General features: G+C 53.5%; 16 protein-coding genes. All 16 read left to right on the forward strand.

Annotation, left to right across the window (positions count from 1 at the left end; translation table 11 throughout):
- Nucleotide 1 precedes the first annotated feature (1 nt).
- The 16 genes from NHL60_RS01555 to NHL60_RS01630 all read left to right on the forward strand — a co-directional run bounded on the left by NHL60_RS01555 (nt 2) and on the right by NHL60_RS01630 (nt 15,961).
- On the forward strand, nt 2-817 hold the full coding sequence (locus tag NHL60_RS01555) for a CoA ester lyase (protein WP_253448065.1): 816 nt from the start codon (nt 2-4) through the stop codon (nt 815-817).
- A gap of 347 nt (nt 818-1,164) precedes the next feature.
- Entirely contained in the window at nt 1,165-1,917 is a 753-nt protein-coding gene (locus NHL60_RS01560) for an electron transfer flavoprotein subunit beta/FixA family protein (RefSeq protein WP_253448068.1), read from the forward strand.
- On the forward strand, nt 1,914-2,840 hold the full coding sequence (locus NHL60_RS01565; RefSeq protein WP_253448071.1) for an electron transfer flavoprotein subunit alpha/FixB family protein: 927 nt from the start codon (nt 1,914-1,916) through the stop codon (nt 2,838-2,840). The genes NHL60_RS01560 and NHL60_RS01565 overlap by 4 nt, the downstream gene beginning before the upstream one ends.
- Before the next feature lie 122 nt (nt 2,841-2,962).
- Nucleotides 2,963-4,630, forward strand: a complete 1,668-nt coding sequence (locus tag NHL60_RS01570) for an electron transfer flavoprotein-ubiquinone oxidoreductase (protein ID WP_253448074.1) — start codon at nt 2,963-2,965, stop codon at nt 4,628-4,630.
- A 287-nt stretch (nt 4,631-4,917) separates the two neighbouring features.
- Nucleotides 4,918-6,249 (forward strand): short-chain fatty acid transporter, encoded by a 1,332-nt coding sequence (locus NHL60_RS01575; protein ID WP_301271083.1) that lies wholly within the window; start codon nt 4,918-4,920, stop codon nt 6,247-6,249.
- Nucleotides 6,250-6,286: 37 nt separating this feature from the next.
- A complete protein-coding gene (locus NHL60_RS01580; RefSeq protein ID WP_253448078.1) occupies nt 6,287-7,492 on the forward strand; it encodes an acetyl-CoA C-acetyltransferase in 1,206 nt (401 codons plus the stop codon).
- Between the two features lie 15 nt (nt 7,493-7,507).
- Nucleotides 7,508-9,115, forward strand: coding sequence for an AMP-binding protein (locus NHL60_RS01585; RefSeq protein ID WP_253448081.1), 1,608 nt, complete (start codon nt 7,508-7,510; stop codon nt 9,113-9,115).
- A 19-nt stretch (nt 9,116-9,134) separates the two neighbouring features.
- Nucleotides 9,135-9,587, forward strand: a complete 453-nt coding sequence (locus tag NHL60_RS01590; RefSeq protein ID WP_253448083.1) for a MaoC/PaaZ C-terminal domain-containing protein — start codon at nt 9,135-9,137, stop codon at nt 9,585-9,587.
- A 15-nt stretch (nt 9,588-9,602) separates the two neighbouring features.
- Nucleotides 9,603-10,577, forward strand: a complete 975-nt coding sequence (locus NHL60_RS01595) for a nitronate monooxygenase family protein (protein ID WP_253448087.1) — start codon at nt 9,603-9,605, stop codon at nt 10,575-10,577.
- A gap of 30 nt (nt 10,578-10,607) precedes the next feature.
- A complete protein-coding gene (locus tag NHL60_RS01600) occupies nt 10,608-11,525 on the forward strand; it encodes an SDR family NAD(P)-dependent oxidoreductase (protein WP_253448090.1) in 918 nt (305 codons plus the stop codon).
- Nucleotides 11,526-11,543: 18 nt separating this feature from the next.
- The gene (locus NHL60_RS01605) at nt 11,544-12,416 is read left to right on the forward strand and encodes a MaoC/PaaZ C-terminal domain-containing protein (RefSeq protein ID WP_253448093.1); all 873 of its coding nucleotides are present in this window, start codon (nt 11,544-11,546) and stop codon (nt 12,414-12,416) included.
- The gene (locus NHL60_RS01610) at nt 12,413-13,207 is read left to right on the forward strand and encodes an enoyl-CoA hydratase/isomerase family protein (RefSeq protein WP_253448096.1); all 795 of its coding nucleotides are present in this window, start codon (nt 12,413-12,415) and stop codon (nt 13,205-13,207) included. Before NHL60_RS01605 ends, NHL60_RS01610 begins: the two co-directional genes overlap by 4 nt.
- A 378-nt stretch (nt 13,208-13,585) precedes the next feature.
- Complete coding sequence (locus NHL60_RS01615; RefSeq protein ID WP_253448099.1) at nt 13,586-13,951, forward strand: hypothetical protein; 366 nt, start codon at nt 13,586-13,588, stop codon at nt 13,949-13,951.
- Nucleotides 13,952-14,028: 77 nt separating this feature from the next.
- Nucleotides 14,029-14,568, forward strand: coding sequence for a DNA repair protein RadC (gene radC, locus NHL60_RS01620; RefSeq protein ID WP_253448101.1), 540 nt, complete (start codon nt 14,029-14,031; stop codon nt 14,566-14,568).
- Between the two features lie 93 nt (nt 14,569-14,661).
- Complete coding sequence (locus tag NHL60_RS01625) at nt 14,662-15,285, forward strand: DUF3275 family protein (RefSeq protein WP_253448104.1); 624 nt, start codon at nt 14,662-14,664, stop codon at nt 15,283-15,285.
- 82 nt (nt 15,286-15,367) lie between these two features.
- Nucleotides 15,368-15,961: a hypothetical protein gene (locus tag NHL60_RS01630; RefSeq protein WP_253448108.1), complete on the forward strand. Its 594-nt coding sequence runs from the start codon at nt 15,368-15,370 to the stop codon at nt 15,959-15,961.
- Nucleotides 15,962-15,979 lie beyond the last annotated feature (18 nt).

A 15,979-nucleotide genomic window follows, 5' to 3' on the forward strand; every position in this document is an offset into this window, starting at 1 on the left:
CATGCCCATAAAACAGTACCGCTCATTCCTATTCGTGCCAGCGACCCGGCCAGAGCGAATCGCTAAGGCCCACGCCAGCGAAGCGGATGTGGTCATTGTCGACCTAGAGGACGCCGTCGCTCCAAGTGACAAGGATGAGGCCCGCCGGCTATTGCGCGATTATCTTACATCTACGCGTGGTTCAGAGATTCTCGTTCGTGTCAATTCTACGCAGCCAGAGTTCGAGAAAGATCTGGCCATGTGCGCACAGTTCCCGAGTGTCACCGGTATCATGCTGCCTAAGGCTGAGACCAACCAGCAGATCGAACAGGCAGCAGCCTGCGGTAAGCCGGTGTGGCCGATCATCGAATCCGCGAAAGGTTTAGTATCCCTGCAAAGTTTAGCATTCGCCAGAGGTGTTGAGCGACTCACCTTCGGCGCGCTGGATTTAGCTACGGACTTAAATCTTGAACCGAGAACTTCTGGTGCGAATACCTTGCTGGATCAGTGCCGTTATCAATTAGTTGTGTGCTCCCGTGCGGCTAAGCTTCCGCCGCCGATCGAAAGCGTAGTGCCTGAGATCCACGATATAGAGCAGGTGGGGAGTGTGGCGCGAAGGGCAGTTGAAATGGGGTTCGCTGGCATGCTCAGCATTCATCCAAAGCAGATTCCAAGTATCCATAAAGCATTTACCCCTAGTGAGAATCTGGTGTTATGGGCTCGTAGAGTTCTCGAAGCTGCTAAAACTGTCGACGGTGCCTTCCAGCTCGATGGCCAGATGGTGGATGAGCCAGTGATAAGCCGCGCCAAGTCCTTGCTGGCACGCGCTCGTGTCTAACCCATAGTCATCTGTGGCCTAAGGACAAGATATTCGGGCTTGTCATCGTGACCCTGATGGATCTGTCCTGTGTTTACAGGGGGATCCGGAGAGCGATCGCCTAGAGCGTCGAGCACTGACCTTGTCATTAAATATTCACTACCTCGCCAATGATGAGTGCGGGTTCCAGTTAACCGAAGGACGGCTTGTCGGAGGTGGGGGTAGGGCTTTCTTCGATAAAGCAAGGCTGCTATCGGAAACCCATCTCATAGCCACTGCAACAGGATGCTTTTGGAGGCGGCATGTAGGCTCGGCCTCCTTGTCTTAAGTCACTGAAGCATAGATATCACCTCATGGGAGAGTCCAACATGAAAGTCTTCGTCGCGGTCAAACGCGTCATCGACTACAACGTCAAGATCCGGGTCAAGCCGGATCACTCCGACGTCGACCTCACCAGCGTCAAGATGGCCATGAACCCCTTCTGCGAGATCGCCGTGGAAGAGGCGGTGCGCCTGAAGGAGAAGGGCGTGGCGACCGAGATCGTCGCCGTGACCATCGGCCCCAAGGCCGCCCAGGAGCAGCTGCGCACCGCGCTGGCGCTGGGTGCCGACCGCGCCATCCACGTCGAGACCGACGAGCGCGTCGAGTCCCTGGGCGCCGCCAAGGCGCTGGCCAAGCTGGTGGAAGAGGAGCAGCCGGGCCTTGTGATCCTCGGCAAGCAGGCCATCGACACCGACAACAACCAGACCGGCCAGATGCTCGCCGCCCTGACCGGCCTGCCCCAGGGCACCTTCGCCTCCGCCGTGGACGTGGATGGAGAGAAGGTACAGGTGACCCGCGAGGTCGACGGCGGCCTGCAGACCGTCGAGCTGACCCTGCCCGCCATCGTCACCACCGACCTGCGCCTCAACGAGCCGCGCTACGCCAAGCTGCCGGACATCATGAAGGCCAAGAAGAAGCCGCTGGACGTCAAGACTCCGGCGGATCTCGGCGTGTCGGTAGGCAGCCGAGTCAAGCTGGTCAAGGTCGAGCCGCCGGCGGAGCGCCAGGGCGGCGTCAAGGTGGGCTCCGTGGACGAGCTGGTCGACAAACTGAAGAACGAAGCGAAGGTGATCTCATGAGCATCCTGGTACTCGCCGAACATCACGACGGCGCCCTGGCCGGTGCCACCGCCCATGTGGTAGCGGCCGCACAACAGATCGGCGGCGATATCGACGTGCTGGTAGCGGGCGAGAATGTGGCCGCCATCGCCGAGGCCGCCGCCAAGCTCGACGGCGTCAGCAAGGTGCGCGTGGCCGACAATGCCGCCTATGCCCACCTGCTGGCCGAGCCCACCGCGGCGCTGCTCGCGGAGCTTGCCGGCGACTACAGCCACGTGCTGGCCGCGGCCTCCACCACCGGCAAGAACGTGCTGCCCCGGGTCGCCGCGCTCAAGGACGTGGCGCAGATTTCCGAGATCATCGCCGTCGAATCTCCGGATACCTTCAAACGCCCGATCTACGCCGGCAACGCCATCGCCACGGTCCAGAGCGAGGACGCCCTCAAGGTGATCACCGTGCGCTCCACCGGCTTCGATGCGGTGGCCGAGGGTGGCAGCGCCGCCATTGAGGCGGTGGATTTTGTGGCCGACAACGCCCAGTCCACCTTCCTCAAGGAGGAGCTAGCCCAGTCCGACCGCCCCGAGCTGGGGGCGGCCAAGGTGGTAATCTCCGGTGGTCGCGGCATGGGTAACGGCGAAAACTTCAAGCTGCTGGATGGCATCGCCGACAAGCTGGGGGCGGCCATCGGTGCCTCGCGTGCCGCGGTGGACGCCGGCTTCGTGCCCAACGACATGCAGGTGGGGCAGACCGGCAAGATCGTCGCCCCCGAGCTCTACATCGCCGTGGGCATCTCGGGTGCCATCCAGCACCTGGCCGGCATGAAGGACTCCAAGGTGATCGTCGCCATCAACAAGGACGAGGAGGCGCCGATCTTCCAGGTGGCCGACTATGGACTCGTTGCCGACCTCTTCCAGGCGCTACCGGAGCTGGAACAGCGACTCTGATCTCAACTGAAGCTAGCCACATTCATTCCTCACTGAAAGCATGAGACAAAAAGTTCTCTCCTTGCCGGCGCGGCATGGTTGAACCCATGCCCGTCGGCTTTTTTCAGATACAGGGACTCTTCATGACATCAGTAACCGAACGCGATTCGATGGACTTCGACGTGGTCATCGTCGGCGCCGGCCCCTCGGGGCTGGCCGCGGCGTGCCGGCTGATGCAGCAGGCCAATGCCGCCGAGCAGGAGCTGACCGTGTGCGTGGTGGAGAAGGGCTCCGAGGTGGGTGCCCATATCCTCTCCGGCGCCGTCTTCGAGCCCCGCGCCCTGGCCGAGCTCTTCCCCGACTGGGAGGAGCGCGGCGCCCCGCTGACCACGCCGGCGATCCGCGACGAGCTCTACCTGCTCAAGGACGCCGAGAAAGCCCAGAAGCTGCCCAATGCCCTGGTGCCGAAGAGCATGCATAACACCGGCGGCGACATGCCCCGCTATGTGATCAGCGCCGGCAACCTCTGCCGCTGGCTGGCCGAGCAGGCCGAGGGCCTGGGCGTGGAGATCTTCCCGGGCTTCGCCGCCCAGGAGGCGATCATCGAGGAGGGGGTGGTCAAGGGCATCCTGATCGGCGACATGGGCGTGGGCGCCGACGGGGCGCCCAAGGACAGCTACATGCCGGGCATGGAGCTGCGCGCCAAGTACACCCTCTTCGCCGAGGGCGCCCGCGGCCATATCGGCAAGCGCCTGATCCAGAAGTATGACCTGGCGGCCGGCAAGGACCCCCAGCACTACGGCATCGGCCTGAAGGAGCTGTGGGACATCCCCGCCGAGCAGCATGAGCCCGGCCTGGTGCTGCACGGCTCCGGCTGGCCGCTGGACAAGTCCACCCACGGCGGCTGGTTCCTCTACCACGCCGAGAACCAGCAGGTGGTGGTGGGCCTGATCATGGACCTCTCCTACCAGAACCCCTGGCTCTCCCCCTTCGACGAGTTCCAGCGCATGAAGCACCACCCGGTGCTGGCGAAGCACCTGGAGGGCGGCAAGCGCGTCGCCTACGGCGCCCGGGCCATCGTCAAGGGCGGCCTCAACTGCCTGCCGAAGATGACCTTTCCCGGCGGCCTGCTGATCGGCTGCGACGCCGGCACCCTCAACTTCGCCAAGATCAAGGGCCTGCACACCGCCATGAAGTCGGGCCTGGTGGCCGCCGAGGCGGTCTTCGAGGCGATCGCCGGCGGTGACGAAGGGGGCCAGGAGCTTACCGCCTTCACCGAGAAGTGGGAGGCGAGCTGGGCCTACGCCGAGCTCAAGGAGAGCGCGAGCTTCGGCCCGGCGATCCACAAGTACGGCACCGTGGGCGGTGGCGCCTACAACTTCGTCAACCAGCTGCTGGGCGGCAAGCTGCCCAACGTCCACGACACTACCCCGGACCACGCGGCCCTCAAGCCCGCCGCCGAGTGCGAGAAGATCGACTACCCGAAGCCCGACGGCAAGCTCTCCTTCGACAAGCTCTCCTCGGTGTTCCTCTCGAACACCAACCACGAGGAGGACCAGCCCTGCCACCTGCGCCTGGCGGACCCGGAGCTGCCGATCCGCGACAACCTGCCGACCTACGCCGAGCCGGCAAGCCGCTACTGCCCGGCCGGGGTCTACGAAGTGATCGAGGGGGACGACGGCAAGCCGCAGTTCCAGATCAACTTCCAGAACTGCGTGCACTGCAAGACCTGCGACATCAAGGACCCGGCCCAGAACATCACCTGGGTGGCGCCGGAGGGCGGCGGCGGGCCGAACTATCCCAACATGTGAACCTGAGATCAATTGCCACGAGCATGTTCATGTGAGGGATCGTGATGACGCGCAGCATTTTTCTGTTCTCGCCATCGTTGTCAAGTGTTTCCTTCGGCCTGGCGAGGCGTATAAGACTAAGGTCTATTTAGAATGTGTGAAAGGGGGGTTCTGATATTTGAGATTTATTCCTGAGCAAGAATGTTGCAAGAATGGGCATATAAAGTGTAAAAGGGTAGAAACCTTATCGGGTAGAGATCGCACCGCAAAACAAAACATTGGAACCAATAACAAGTTATAGGTGATTTATGACAGTGATAGTGGCGTTTTTTACAAGGCTTGTGCATAAGTACATGCCAGATGCATTCGTAGTGGCAATTGCTCTCACCATCTTAACGGTTGTGCTCGCAGTTGTAGCTGAGGGAACCACGGTCAATGAGGCTACTAAATACTGGGGCGACGGGTTCTGGACGTTGCTCAGTTTTACAATGCAAATGACTGTGATACTTGTTACTGGCTACATTCTTGCAAAAACACCTTTAGTGAATGGTGTTTTAGAAAAGGTCACAAAAAAAGTTAAAACGCCACGTCAGGCAGTGGTTGTGGCGACTGTTGTTGGGATTTTAGGTTGTTGGTTTAACTGGGGGTTTGGGCTAATCGTTGGTAGCCTTGTGGCCAGGAAGCTTGCGATCAACGTTAAAGGACTGCACTACCCGCTGGCTATAGCAGCTGCTTACTCCGGGCTTTCTGTTTATGGAATCGGTCTGTCTGGCACTGTTCCTCTTGTAATCTCAACGGACGGCCACTTTATGGAGTCTGCGATGGGGATTGTGCCGCTAAAAGAAACTATTTTCTCCCCGGTTATGCTCGCCACATCAGTCCTCATTTTGCTTACCCTTCCATTTTTCAATGCACTTATGCACCCTAAAGACAAGGATTCAGTTCATGAAATAGATAGGAGTAAAATTAGCGAAGAAGTTGATTATAAAGCAAGTGACTTCCAAGCCCCTGTGACTTTTTCTCAAAAAATGAATAATAGTAAGGTGCTAGGGGTCTCTATTGGCCTTCTTGGGCTCTACTATATTTATATCTATATCGCAGACGGAGGGGCTCTTAACCTTAATATTTTGAATTTTGGATTCCTTTTCCTTGGCATCATCCTTTTTGCCTCGCCTGCGAAATTTCTTCAAGCCCTAAATGATGCGGTAAAAACTGTTGCGGGAGTGATCATACAGTACCCATTCTACGCAGGGATAATGGGTATCTTGGTTGGGTCAGGACTGATGGTCTCTTTTTCAAATTTCTTCACAGGGTTTGCAACGGCTGAAACACTGCCTTTCTGGTCCTTTGTAAGTGGAGGGATAATTAATGTTCTAGCTCCATCGGGTGGTGGCCAATGGGCTGTGCAAGGACCAGTGATGATCGAAGCTGCACGAGAGCTGGGAGCTTCTTATGCAGCAACTGCTACAGCTGTCCAGATCGGGGATCAGTGGACTAACATGGTACAGCCGTTTTGGCTGCTTCCGGCGCTTGCAATTTCTGGGCTGAAGCTCAAAGAAATTATGGGCTATCTGGTGCTAGTGCTAGTTTATCTTGGTGTTATCTTCGGTGGTGCGGTGCTTATTTGGGGCGGGGCCTGAGTCCAGCATCTTAATACATTGTCATGGAAGTGTTTAAATGAAAAAGCGTAGAGCTGCAATTGTTGCACCAGTCAGAACAGCCGTTGGTGCATTTGGTAAAAGTTTAAAAGATGTGCAAGTTGAGAACCTGGCGTCGGCTGTGGTAAAAGAGACTGTTTCACGGTCAGGTATTGACCCTAATCTTATAGAAGATGTTATATTTGCTCAGTCTTACTCAAATAGTGAAGTTCCCTGTGTTGGCCGGTGGGCGGCCTTGGAGGCAGGGCTATCTGAAGCAGTGCCTGGGATGCACGTTGACAGACGCTGCGGGGGAGGGCTTCAAGCTATTATTAATGCTGTAATGATGGTGGAATCAGGCGCCTGTGACGTTGTTGTTGCTGGCGGAGTAGAAAGTATGAGTAATATTGAGTATTACTCGACAAACATGCGCTGGGGGAAAAAGGCCGGTTCATTCATAATGCATGATCGTCTTGATAGAGGGCGTGAGAGATCACAGCCCGAGAGTCGATTTGGTTATATTTCGGGCATGATAGAAACCGCAGAAAATCTTGCAGAAAAATATAGTATCGGTAGGGAGGAGTCAGATAGGTATGCATTGATGAGCCAGGAAAGAGCTTTCCGCGCATGGGAAAGTGGGAGGTTTAATGAAGAGGTTGTACCTATTCATGTTAGGAAGAAAAATGGGGAAAGCCTTCTTTTTTCAAGGGATGAGGGTGTGCGCGAAAATGCTTCCATGGAGGGGTTGGAAAAGCTAAACCCAATAATTCCTGGCGGGACTGTGACTGCAGGCAATGCGAGCCAGCAGAGTGATGCAGCCGCCGCATGTATTGTTATATCAGAAGATAAACTTAGGGAGATTAAGTGTGATCCCTCAGGGTTCATGGTCGGGTGGGCTGCTTCTGGTTGCCACCCCGCGTACATGGGGATTGGACCTGTTCCTGCTGTAGAAAAGTTATTAAGAAAAATCTCTCTCAAACTAGATGATATTGACTTAATTGAGGTGAATGAAGCATTTGCTTGCCAGGTCCTTGCCGTTTTGAAAGAATGGAAAATCGATGATTTTAGCAAAATAAATGTTAATGGATCAGGTATTTCGCTTGGGCATCCAATAGGTGCTACTGGGTCTAGGATCATGGTTAGTATGCTGCACGAAATGCAGCGTAGGTCTCATTGTCAATTCGGCCTTGAAACAATGTGTGTTGGCGGCGGCCAGGGCGTAGCTGCGATTTTTGAAAAAGCTTGAGGAGTGTCAGTAGCTATGGTTATGCAAAACCACCTTTACAGCCTTGTTGAAACTGCGAGCCAAAAATTCCCTAGAGCTATAGCATTCTATGAAAAAGGCCAGGAATATACTTTTTCAGAATTCGAGGAAATGTGTAAGCGAAAAGTCCAGTGGCTAAGCGAGAAAGGAGTGAGAGAAGGGGACTTTATAGCTCTTTGGCTTGTGAATAGTGTTGAATGGCTGTCATGGTATTTTTCCCTATCTAGGCTTGGTTGCACCGTGGTGCCGATTAATACAAGGTATGGAAAAAAAGAAATTGAAGACATGTTTTGTAAGTCTTCCCCCAAGGCATTGTTAATGCAGAAGAAATTTCGTGCAAAGAGCTTCTTGAAGTTGCTTTCTTCTGTGGATTGCAGTGCTCTTGAAAGTATAGAGTTTATCTACTGCGCCGGGCTTGACCCTTCAGATTTTGACGAATTGAACGGGATGGTGTTTCTATCTGACGATTCGCTTTCGGAACGTTATGGTGAAAGTAAGGTTCCGTGCTATTTACCTGTGCCAAATGGCTCATTAACATCAATTCTTTTTTCGACGTCGGGGACTACTAGTGGGCCAAAGCTCGTAATGCAATCCCAGTCGAACCTAGTGACGCATGCAAATAATTGCGCAAGGTTTTATGGTCTAGATAAGCAGGGAATGACCTTGCTAGCTGTGCTGCCTTTTTGTGGGGCTTTCGGGTTAAATGCAGTGCTAGCTGCATTTTCTGGTGGGGCTTCTACCGTTATCATTGATGCGCTGGACGGTAAAGAAGCTGCTCTTTTGATGAAAAAACTTAAAGTCACACACCTCTTTGGTAGTGACGATATGTACAAAAAAATCATTGACTCATGCGATGAAGAAAAGCCTTTCCCTGATGCCAGGTTTTTTGGTTTTGGAGCATTTAATTCTAGTTTCCATGAGTATGCAATTAATGCGTGGTCTCGAGGAATACCTTTGTTTGGTTTGTATGGATCAAGTGAGGTTATGGCAATTTTTAGTGCCCAGGACGATAGCATGACGTTAGAAGAAAGGATTAAAGGAGGAGGAAAACCCACCGCCGGGGATTCGGCGAAAATAAGAATTAGGGATTTAGCAACAAGTAACATACTTCCAGCAGGAGAGCCTGGGGAGATTGAAATTCAATCTCCGACAAATTTCATCGGCTACCTAAACAATGATGAAGCTACCCGTAACGCTCTTACGGAGGATGGCTTTTTCAAAACTGGAGATCTTGGACATATTCGAGAAGACGGCTCGCTGGTATATGAGTCAAGGATGGGGGATGCTATTAGGCTTGGCGGGTTTCTTGTTAATCCATCTGAAATTGAAGCTGTAATTAAGAAAGTCCCTGATGTGTTGGATGTGTGTGTTGTCGCTATACAGAACCAAGGGGTAAATGTGGCAATTGCTTTTGTGAAAGAGTCTCAAGAGTCGGAAGACTTGGAGAATCAGGTCATAGATGCATGCAAATTGAGCTTGGCTCCTTTTAAAGTTCCTAAGTATGTCTTTAAGGTTTCGGAATTTCCGGCAACTAGCGGTCCTAATGGTTTAAAGATTCAGCGTGGTAGCTTGAGAAACATGGCTGAATCTGCGATAGGTAATTAACTTTACGTTGGAGGAAAAGGTGGGCACTTCTCTTTATTTCGATGACCTTGTGGAAGGTCAGTCCTTTGAGTCAACAGGAAGGACTGTGACAGAAAGTGATTTAACATTTTTCTCGATGCTTTCTGGGGACTGGAATCCAATTCATTGTGATGTTGGATTTAGCTCTAAAACCCGATACGGTGAAAGGCTTGTGCATGGGGCTTTTGGTATTGCACTGGCTACAGGCATGATTCACTCACTAGGGATTTTTGAGAAATCTGCCGTTGCAATGATGTCGCTAAAAGATTGGAAATTCAGGAAGCCTATCACTCTGGGTATGACTCTACGGCTCAAGTTGTTTATATTAGAGAAAGATCCCGGTAAAAGTGAGAGGGTAGGGCGTGTAAACAGGTTGCTACAACTGGTGGATGAGTCAGGCAGCATTATTCAGGAAGGTGAGTCTGATATGCTTATTCTAAAAAGCGGGCGTTAATTTATGGAGCTGTTTATGTCTAAATATATTCCTGAAGTTCTGCAAGGGCTGACGCTTCCTGTGATCTCTGCCCCAATGTTCACTGTGAGCTATCCAGAGCTTGTAAAGGCTCAGTGTAAGAGCGGAATAGTGGGCTCTTTCCCAGCACTAAATGCTAGGCAGCCAGAGATTCTAGATGATTGGTTGTATCAAATAAAGGAGGATCTCGCAGAGTTTTCCTCAAGTAACCCAGGGAAAGCTGTCGGCCCGATTGCAGTTAATCAGATATCCCACTCTTCAAATGTTCGGCTTGAAGAGGATGTTAGGACATGTGTTAAGCATCGAGTCCCAATTATTATTTCGTCACTTCGCGCTCCGGTAAAGGAGATAGTAGATGAGGTCCACTCATATGGGGGGATAATTCTTCATGATGTTATTAACTTGCGTCATGCGATGAAGGCCCTAGAAGCAGGTGTTGATGGCCTGATTTTGGTAGCCGCAGGTGCAGGTGGTCATGCTGGCACCTTGTCTCCGTTTGCTTTGGTAGGAGAAGTTAGGAAATATTTCAATGGGCCGGTAGTGCTATCCGGGTCAATTGCAAATGGAAGCTCTATACTTGCTGCTCAGGCGATGGGAGCTGATTTTGGCTATATGGGTACTCGGTTCATTGCCTCGAAAGAGGCGAATGCATCCGAAGAGTATAAAAGCTCCATCTTGAATGCTGGTGCCTCAGATATTGTTTATAGTAACTATTTCTCAGGTGTTCATGGCAACTACCTTAAAGAAAGTGTGAGGAATGTTGGTCTCGATCCTGATGATCTCCCAGTGGCAGATAAGTCTATTATGAGCTTCAAAGATGGCCGCTCTAAAGCTAAAGCATGGAAAGACATTTGGGGGGCGGGTCAGGGGGCTGCTGTCATTGATGATGTTCCACATGTTGGTGAGATTGTAGATAGACTAAAAGTTGAATATGAAGAAGCTTTGTCTAAAATTTGCGTGAAAAAAAAGTAGATCAGCATATTGCCCAAAAGGAGAGGATTTATGTCAGTCGCGATTAATAGTGGGAAAGTAGCCATTGTAACTGGCGGTGGGAATGGCATCGGGCGTGAAATATCAATTGCACTAGCAGCATCAGGTGCAAAGGTGGTGATTAACGATATTGGGGTGTCTTTAGCCGGCGAAGGAGGATCGGCTACTCCTGCCGAGGAAACCAAAAAAATTATTGAGCAAGCTGGTGGTGAGGCCCATATTAATACCGATAGCGTTGCTGATTGGGAGTCCGCAAAGAAAATAGTGAAATCAGCAATAGATTCTTATGGGAGGTTGGATATTGTAGTAAATAATGCGGGAATACTTAGGGATACTATTTTTCACAAGATGAGTGTCGATGACTGGAAGTCGGTAATTGATGTTCACTTGAATGGTACCTTTTATGTGAGCAGGGCTGCTGCTGAAATATTTCGTAAGCAAGGGTCCGGATCATTTGTTCATATGACAAGCACCTCCGGTCTCATTGGTAACTTTGGTCAATCAAACTATTCGGCAGCAAAGCTGGGTATTGTGGCGTTATCAAAGTCAATTGCTCTTGATATGAACAGGTTTGGCGTCAGGTCGAACTGTATCGCTCCGTTTGCATGGAGCAGAATGACAGATTCCCTTCCAACTGATACTCCAGAGCAAGTAAAGCGTGTTGCTGCAATGAAAGCTATGACGCCCGACAAAAATGCTCATATGGCTGTTTATCTTGGGTCTGACTTGGCAGCAGAAGTAAACGGACAGATCTTTGCAGTCAGGAATAACGAGATTTTTTTGATGGGACAAAGTCGGCCGCTGAGGAGTGTGCATAGGTCAGATGGTTGGACTCCAGATAAAATTCACGAACATGCAATGCCCGCACTTAAGTCGAGCTTCTACTCGCTTGAAAGAAGTGGCGATGTCTTTTCTTGGGATCCCATGTAATTGCTCTAGGAGTTTAATATGGATGCCTTTAGCCGTCATCTCATGACGAGAAAGTTCAAGAAGGTTGTTCATGAGTATTCGTTTAAGGATACTATTTTATATTCCTTGGGTGTGGGAGTGGGGTTTGACCCACGAGATAGTTCGCAGCTTAAGTTTGTATATGAGGATGGATTAAGGCCAATGCCAAGCATGGCTGTTGTTTTAGCCCATCCAGGCTTTTGGGCCAAGGACCCGGACACTGGGATTGATTGGGTTAAACTGCTTCATGTTGGGCAGGAGTTTGAGCTGCATGAGTCATTGCCAGAGGCTGGCAAGGTTTATAGTGTTACACGTGTGGTTGATGTTCTTGATAAGGGTGCGAATAAGGGTGCGATTATAATTACAGAGAGGGTGGTTAAAGATTTTGAGACAGATTCTAAGATATGTACCGTTAGAACAACTTCTTTTGCCAGAGGGAATGGTGGATTTAGTGAGGGCGGGAGAGTTGGTTCTAAAATAAAAAGTGTAATTCCCGATCGAGAGTGTGATATTGAATCAGAGCTATGTACTTTTCCAAATTCGGCTTTGATTTACAGGCTTTCCGGTGATCTTAACCCTTTACATGCTTCACCTGAAGTTGCTAAGTCTGCTGGCTTTGATGGGCCGATTTTGCATGGTCTGTGTACATTTGGTGTTTCCTGTCATGCGGTTTTAAGAGCAGTGCTTAACTATGATGATAAAGCAGTAAAGAAAATGGGGGCTAGCTTTACATCTCCAGTTTATCCCGGTGATACTGTTGTTACGAAAATATGGGAAGTGAGTTATGGCTATTCATTCCAGTGCTATTCTAAAGAAAGTGGGGCGAAGATAATTGATAATGGGTTTGTCGTAGTGCGAGAAGGTGAGATATGAAGCATGTTAAAATCAATGAAAGTGGTGGGGCTCTCTGGATAATTTTAAACCGCCCTGAAGTGAGGAACGCATTTTCCTCTGAAATGAGGGAGTCACTTAAAGAAGCTCTTGCTAAGGCTGATTCTGATGAATCTATACGATGTGTTGTGATTAAAGGTGCGGGAGGGAATTTCATCTCCGGGGGTGACCTGAAAAAATTTTCTGAACTGATTGAGCGCCCCAGTTGTGAAGCTAAGCATGCTTTTTATAATAGAGTTCAGGATCTCAACCAGTTGATTATGATGATCATGAACCTTAAGAAGCCTGTTGTTGCATGTGTAGAAGGGAAAGTGGCTGGTGCAGGCGTAAGCCTTGCACTGGCTTGCGATTTGGTTGTTGCGTCAGATAATTCTAAATTCATTATTTCATACTCAAAGGTCGGTGCAAGCCCAGATGGTGGGCTTTCATTCTCCCTTCCTAGGGCTGTTGGGATTAAAAAATACATGGAGTTAGTGCTGTTGGGAGGATCGATAAGTGCCAGTGAAGCCATGGATTATGGGCTGGTAAATTTTGTCTTTGATGATGCAGAGGTGTCTGGGAAAACTGAGGAGTTGGTGTCAAGGCTTTGCAATGGACCTACATATGCTTTTGGCAAGGTCAAGAGCCTGTCTGCTTATTCTGAAAGCTCCAGCCTGGTGGAACAATTGCATCATGAGGCTATTGCTTTTTCCGAGTGTGCCAGCACAGATGATTTTCGTGAAGGAGTTTCATCTTTTTTAGAAAAAAGAAAGGCCAATTTTTTAGGCTTGTAATCCCATCAGCTTCACATTATTTACCGTCAATCTTGCTGTGTCTTTAAGATGGGTGCCTCCGGTACTTATTTATTATTAAATGAGCTGGCTTGACATGCAGAATAAATGTCGTAAGCTCACCGATGCAAGTGCCGCCCATGGCGGCCCGGTGGTCTCGACCGGCACCAACCGAGGCACCCCGGCACCCAGGCGTTTCAAGGGTGCGCCGCTTGGCGGTACGCCACCTCCCAAGGCCTCGCGCATCCCGAGACGAGGCCGCCCATCCGGGCTGGATGCTGCACCTCTTCCTCGGCACTCATGTGCCATCACCCACCAGGGGATTCACATCCCCGGTGGGGAAGGTGTGTCCCCTGTGTGCATTACCGCAGGAGATCCACCATGAAGTCCTACGATATGTCGTTTCTGGCTCGCGATCACGGCTTTGCGGGCAAGATCCGCCTCAGCGAGCGGGTCATGAATGACTGCATGTTTGTCGCAGAGCACGTGGTCTCGGAGCGTGGGGTCACGCCCATCGAACGCTTCCACCTGCTGCTGCAGAGCCTGGCCGGCCAGCTGTCCGGGTACCCGGCTGGGACCCAGGCGGTGCGGTTGACGCATCATCGCATCCCGCCCAGCGGGAATCCCCACCAGCCTCTGGCTCTCGAGCTCGAGGCGTTGGTCGTGCAAGGCGACCGCCAGCACGGTGACTACCTGCTGGTGGCACGCCACGATGAGCTGAACCACGCGCAGCACTTCGCCGCGTAACCCTTCCTCACTACCCACCCCGACCGGGACATCGCTCCCGGAGGGGGCGGTCTCGGTCATGTCCGGAGGTTCTGGTCATGACACACACTTCAGCAGCTGCCCTCCCGGCAGAGTCTCGCTACTCCCCATCCAATGCGCCTCAGCTGTTCGTGCGCGACAGCGACGGCAACTACCTAGCAGCCCCCGATGACCGTGTCATCGATGCGGCGCGACAGGTGGTGGAGCGTTCCGTCTCCAAAGGCATGAAGCTCAACACGCCCAATCGGGTGCGTGAGTTCCTGTGGCTCAAGCTGGCCGGCTATGACCATGAGGTGTTCGGTGCCATCTTCCTGGACACCCAGCACCGCGTGATCGAGTTCAGCGAGCTATTCCACGGCACCCTCGATTCCGCCTCGGTCTATCCGCGTGAGGTGGTGAAGGCGGCGCTCCACCACAACGCCGGTGCGGTGATCTTCACTCACAACCACCCGAGCGGAGAGCCCGATCCGAGCGATGCGGACCGACGCATCACCCAGCGCCTCCAGGAGGCGCTGGGTCTGATCGAAGTGCGCGTGCTCGACCACATCGTGGTGGGCGGCTCGGACTCGGTCTCCTTCGCGGAGCGGGGTTATCTCTGACACCTCGGGCGCTGGCCCGTGACTTCTTAGACGGGTGCCGGCGCTGCCGGTCCCGTCCGCTCTTTTTCCATCCTGTCGAACAGGAGTCTGGTAATGATCAAGATCCCCGGGCGGCTCACCGTCCGCACCATTCATGGGCGCAACGGCCCCTTCAACGTCGGCCGGCTGGCGGCCTCGATCGGCGAGTTCGTCATCAAGGATCCTCAGCTGGACCAGTTCAGCGAAGGGGTGTTTGAGGGCGAGTTTCTGCTGCTCGAGATCCGCCCGGCGAGCTACTTCGCCGGCGGCCGGCTGGTGGTGGAGGTCCGCGCCAAGGTCGGCGAGATGCTGCTGACCGAGGACGGCATGCTGGTGAATCAGCACGGCCCGCGCTTCGACTCCGCGGAGATGGACCCGCTGGAGGAGGAGGCCACCCCTGTGCCACCCGTGCCTCCAGCCCCTCCTGCGTCTGGGTCGGGGGAGCCGATGGCACCGCCTGCGCCGCAGCCTCAGGTTGATGCTGGTGAGGGACCAGGGCCGCAAGCCCCGGATACCCACACCGCTGGCCATGAGGCCAATCCCGACGCCGAGCTCTTCGGACTGCTCTGGCCCCTGGGGCAGAGCGTCAAGCTCGATCCCACCGTGGACCGAGCGCTGTTCCGCCGTCAGGTGAGTCGACTGAAGGAACTGGGCTACCGATTCCAGGCGCCGACCCAGACCTGGCAAGCCGCTGCCTGAGGCAGCCACTCCCCACCGGGGCATCTCGATGCCCTGGGCTCGGGATGTCCCCATCGCTCTTCGCTAACCGATGGAGGCCATCATGCCCGAGCTCTACACCCTTGATGAGTGCCTGGACCTGTACGCCGACGCGTTCTGCCTTGGCCGGCAGCGTGAGTGCCTGTTTCTCTCCCTTTGGGGGCGGGATACGGCGCTGCAGGAGCTGCTGGCCAGGCTGACGCTGCCAACGGCAGACAACGGTCTGGATACCCTGCATCTCTGCCGGGGCGACACTCGCCACCCCATGGTCTTTGGCGACATGGACCGCTACTCCCGGCGCTCCGCCCGGCTGCGCCAGACGCGCTTCGGCACCCTGGTGCACGTGTGGCTCTTCGACCAGCGCTGCATTACGCCGGATCGGACCAACCTGCACAGCATCGCCCTGCTCGACGACGAGGAGGGCGTCTGCCCGGTGGATGACCAGCTGTGGCCCCGAGTGCGGGAGCTCTGCCCGCTGCCCCTGCTGGATCACTGGCAGGCGCCGGTGATGACGCTGCTGCATGCCCAGCAGGCGGTACTGCCGGCCTCGTTCTCACAGGGGCCGATCCAGGCCTGGGAGATCTCCCTCGATGAGAACGACCTGGCCCCACGCCTCAGCGGCATGATCCGCGCCGGCGTACTCACACCCGAGCCCTGAGCTCTCGCTCCACCCTGG

This window comes from Halomonas sp. Y3, from assembly GCF_024137965.1.
Lineage (GTDB): Bacteria > Pseudomonadota > Gammaproteobacteria > Pseudomonadales > Halomonadaceae > Halomonas > Halomonas mongoliensis.

What these genes read in the sequence shown, in the direction of transcription:
- NHL60_RS01600 (WP_253448090.1), top strand. Translation starts at nt 10,608, where the DNA reads ATGTCAGTCGCGATTAATAGTGGGAAAGTAGCCATTGTAACTGGCGGT.
- NHL60_RS01595 (WP_253448087.1), top strand. Translation starts at nt 9,603, where the DNA reads ATGTCTAAATATATTCCTGAAGTTCTGCAAGGGCTGACGCTTCCTGTG.
- NHL60_RS01585 (WP_253448081.1), top strand. Translation starts at nt 7,508, where the DNA reads ATGGTTATGCAAAACCACCTTTACAGCCTTGTTGAAACTGCGAGCCAA.
- radC (WP_253448101.1), top strand. Translation starts at nt 14,029, where the DNA reads ATGACACACACTTCAGCAGCTGCCCTCCCGGCAGAGTCTCGCTACTCC.
- NHL60_RS01555 (WP_253448065.1), top strand. Translation starts at nt 2, where the DNA reads ATGCCCATAAAACAGTACCGCTCATTCCTATTCGTGCCAGCGACCCGG.
- NHL60_RS01630 (WP_253448108.1), top strand. Translation starts at nt 15,368, where the DNA reads ATGCCCGAGCTCTACACCCTTGATGAGTGCCTGGACCTGTACGCCGAC.
- NHL60_RS01625 (WP_253448104.1), top strand. Translation starts at nt 14,662, where the DNA reads ATGATCAAGATCCCCGGGCGGCTCACCGTCCGCACCATTCATGGGCGC.
- NHL60_RS01580 (WP_253448078.1), top strand. Translation starts at nt 6,287, where the DNA reads ATGAAAAAGCGTAGAGCTGCAATTGTTGCACCAGTCAGAACAGCCGTT.
- NHL60_RS01565 (WP_253448071.1), top strand. Translation starts at nt 1,914, where the DNA reads ATGAGCATCCTGGTACTCGCCGAACATCACGACGGCGCCCTGGCCGGT.
- NHL60_RS01610 (WP_253448096.1), top strand. Translation starts at nt 12,413, where the DNA reads ATGAAGCATGTTAAAATCAATGAAAGTGGTGGGGCTCTCTGGATAATT.
- NHL60_RS01570 (WP_253448074.1), top strand. Translation starts at nt 2,963, where the DNA reads ATGACATCAGTAACCGAACGCGATTCGATGGACTTCGACGTGGTCATC.
- NHL60_RS01615 (WP_253448099.1), top strand. Translation starts at nt 13,586, where the DNA reads ATGAAGTCCTACGATATGTCGTTTCTGGCTCGCGATCACGGCTTTGCG.
- NHL60_RS01605 (WP_253448093.1), top strand. Translation starts at nt 11,544, where the DNA reads ATGGATGCCTTTAGCCGTCATCTCATGACGAGAAAGTTCAAGAAGGTT.
- NHL60_RS01575 (WP_301271083.1), top strand. Translation starts at nt 4,918, where the DNA reads ATGACAGTGATAGTGGCGTTTTTTACAAGGCTTGTGCATAAGTACATG.
- NHL60_RS01560 (WP_253448068.1), top strand. Translation starts at nt 1,165, where the DNA reads ATGAAAGTCTTCGTCGCGGTCAAACGCGTCATCGACTACAACGTCAAG.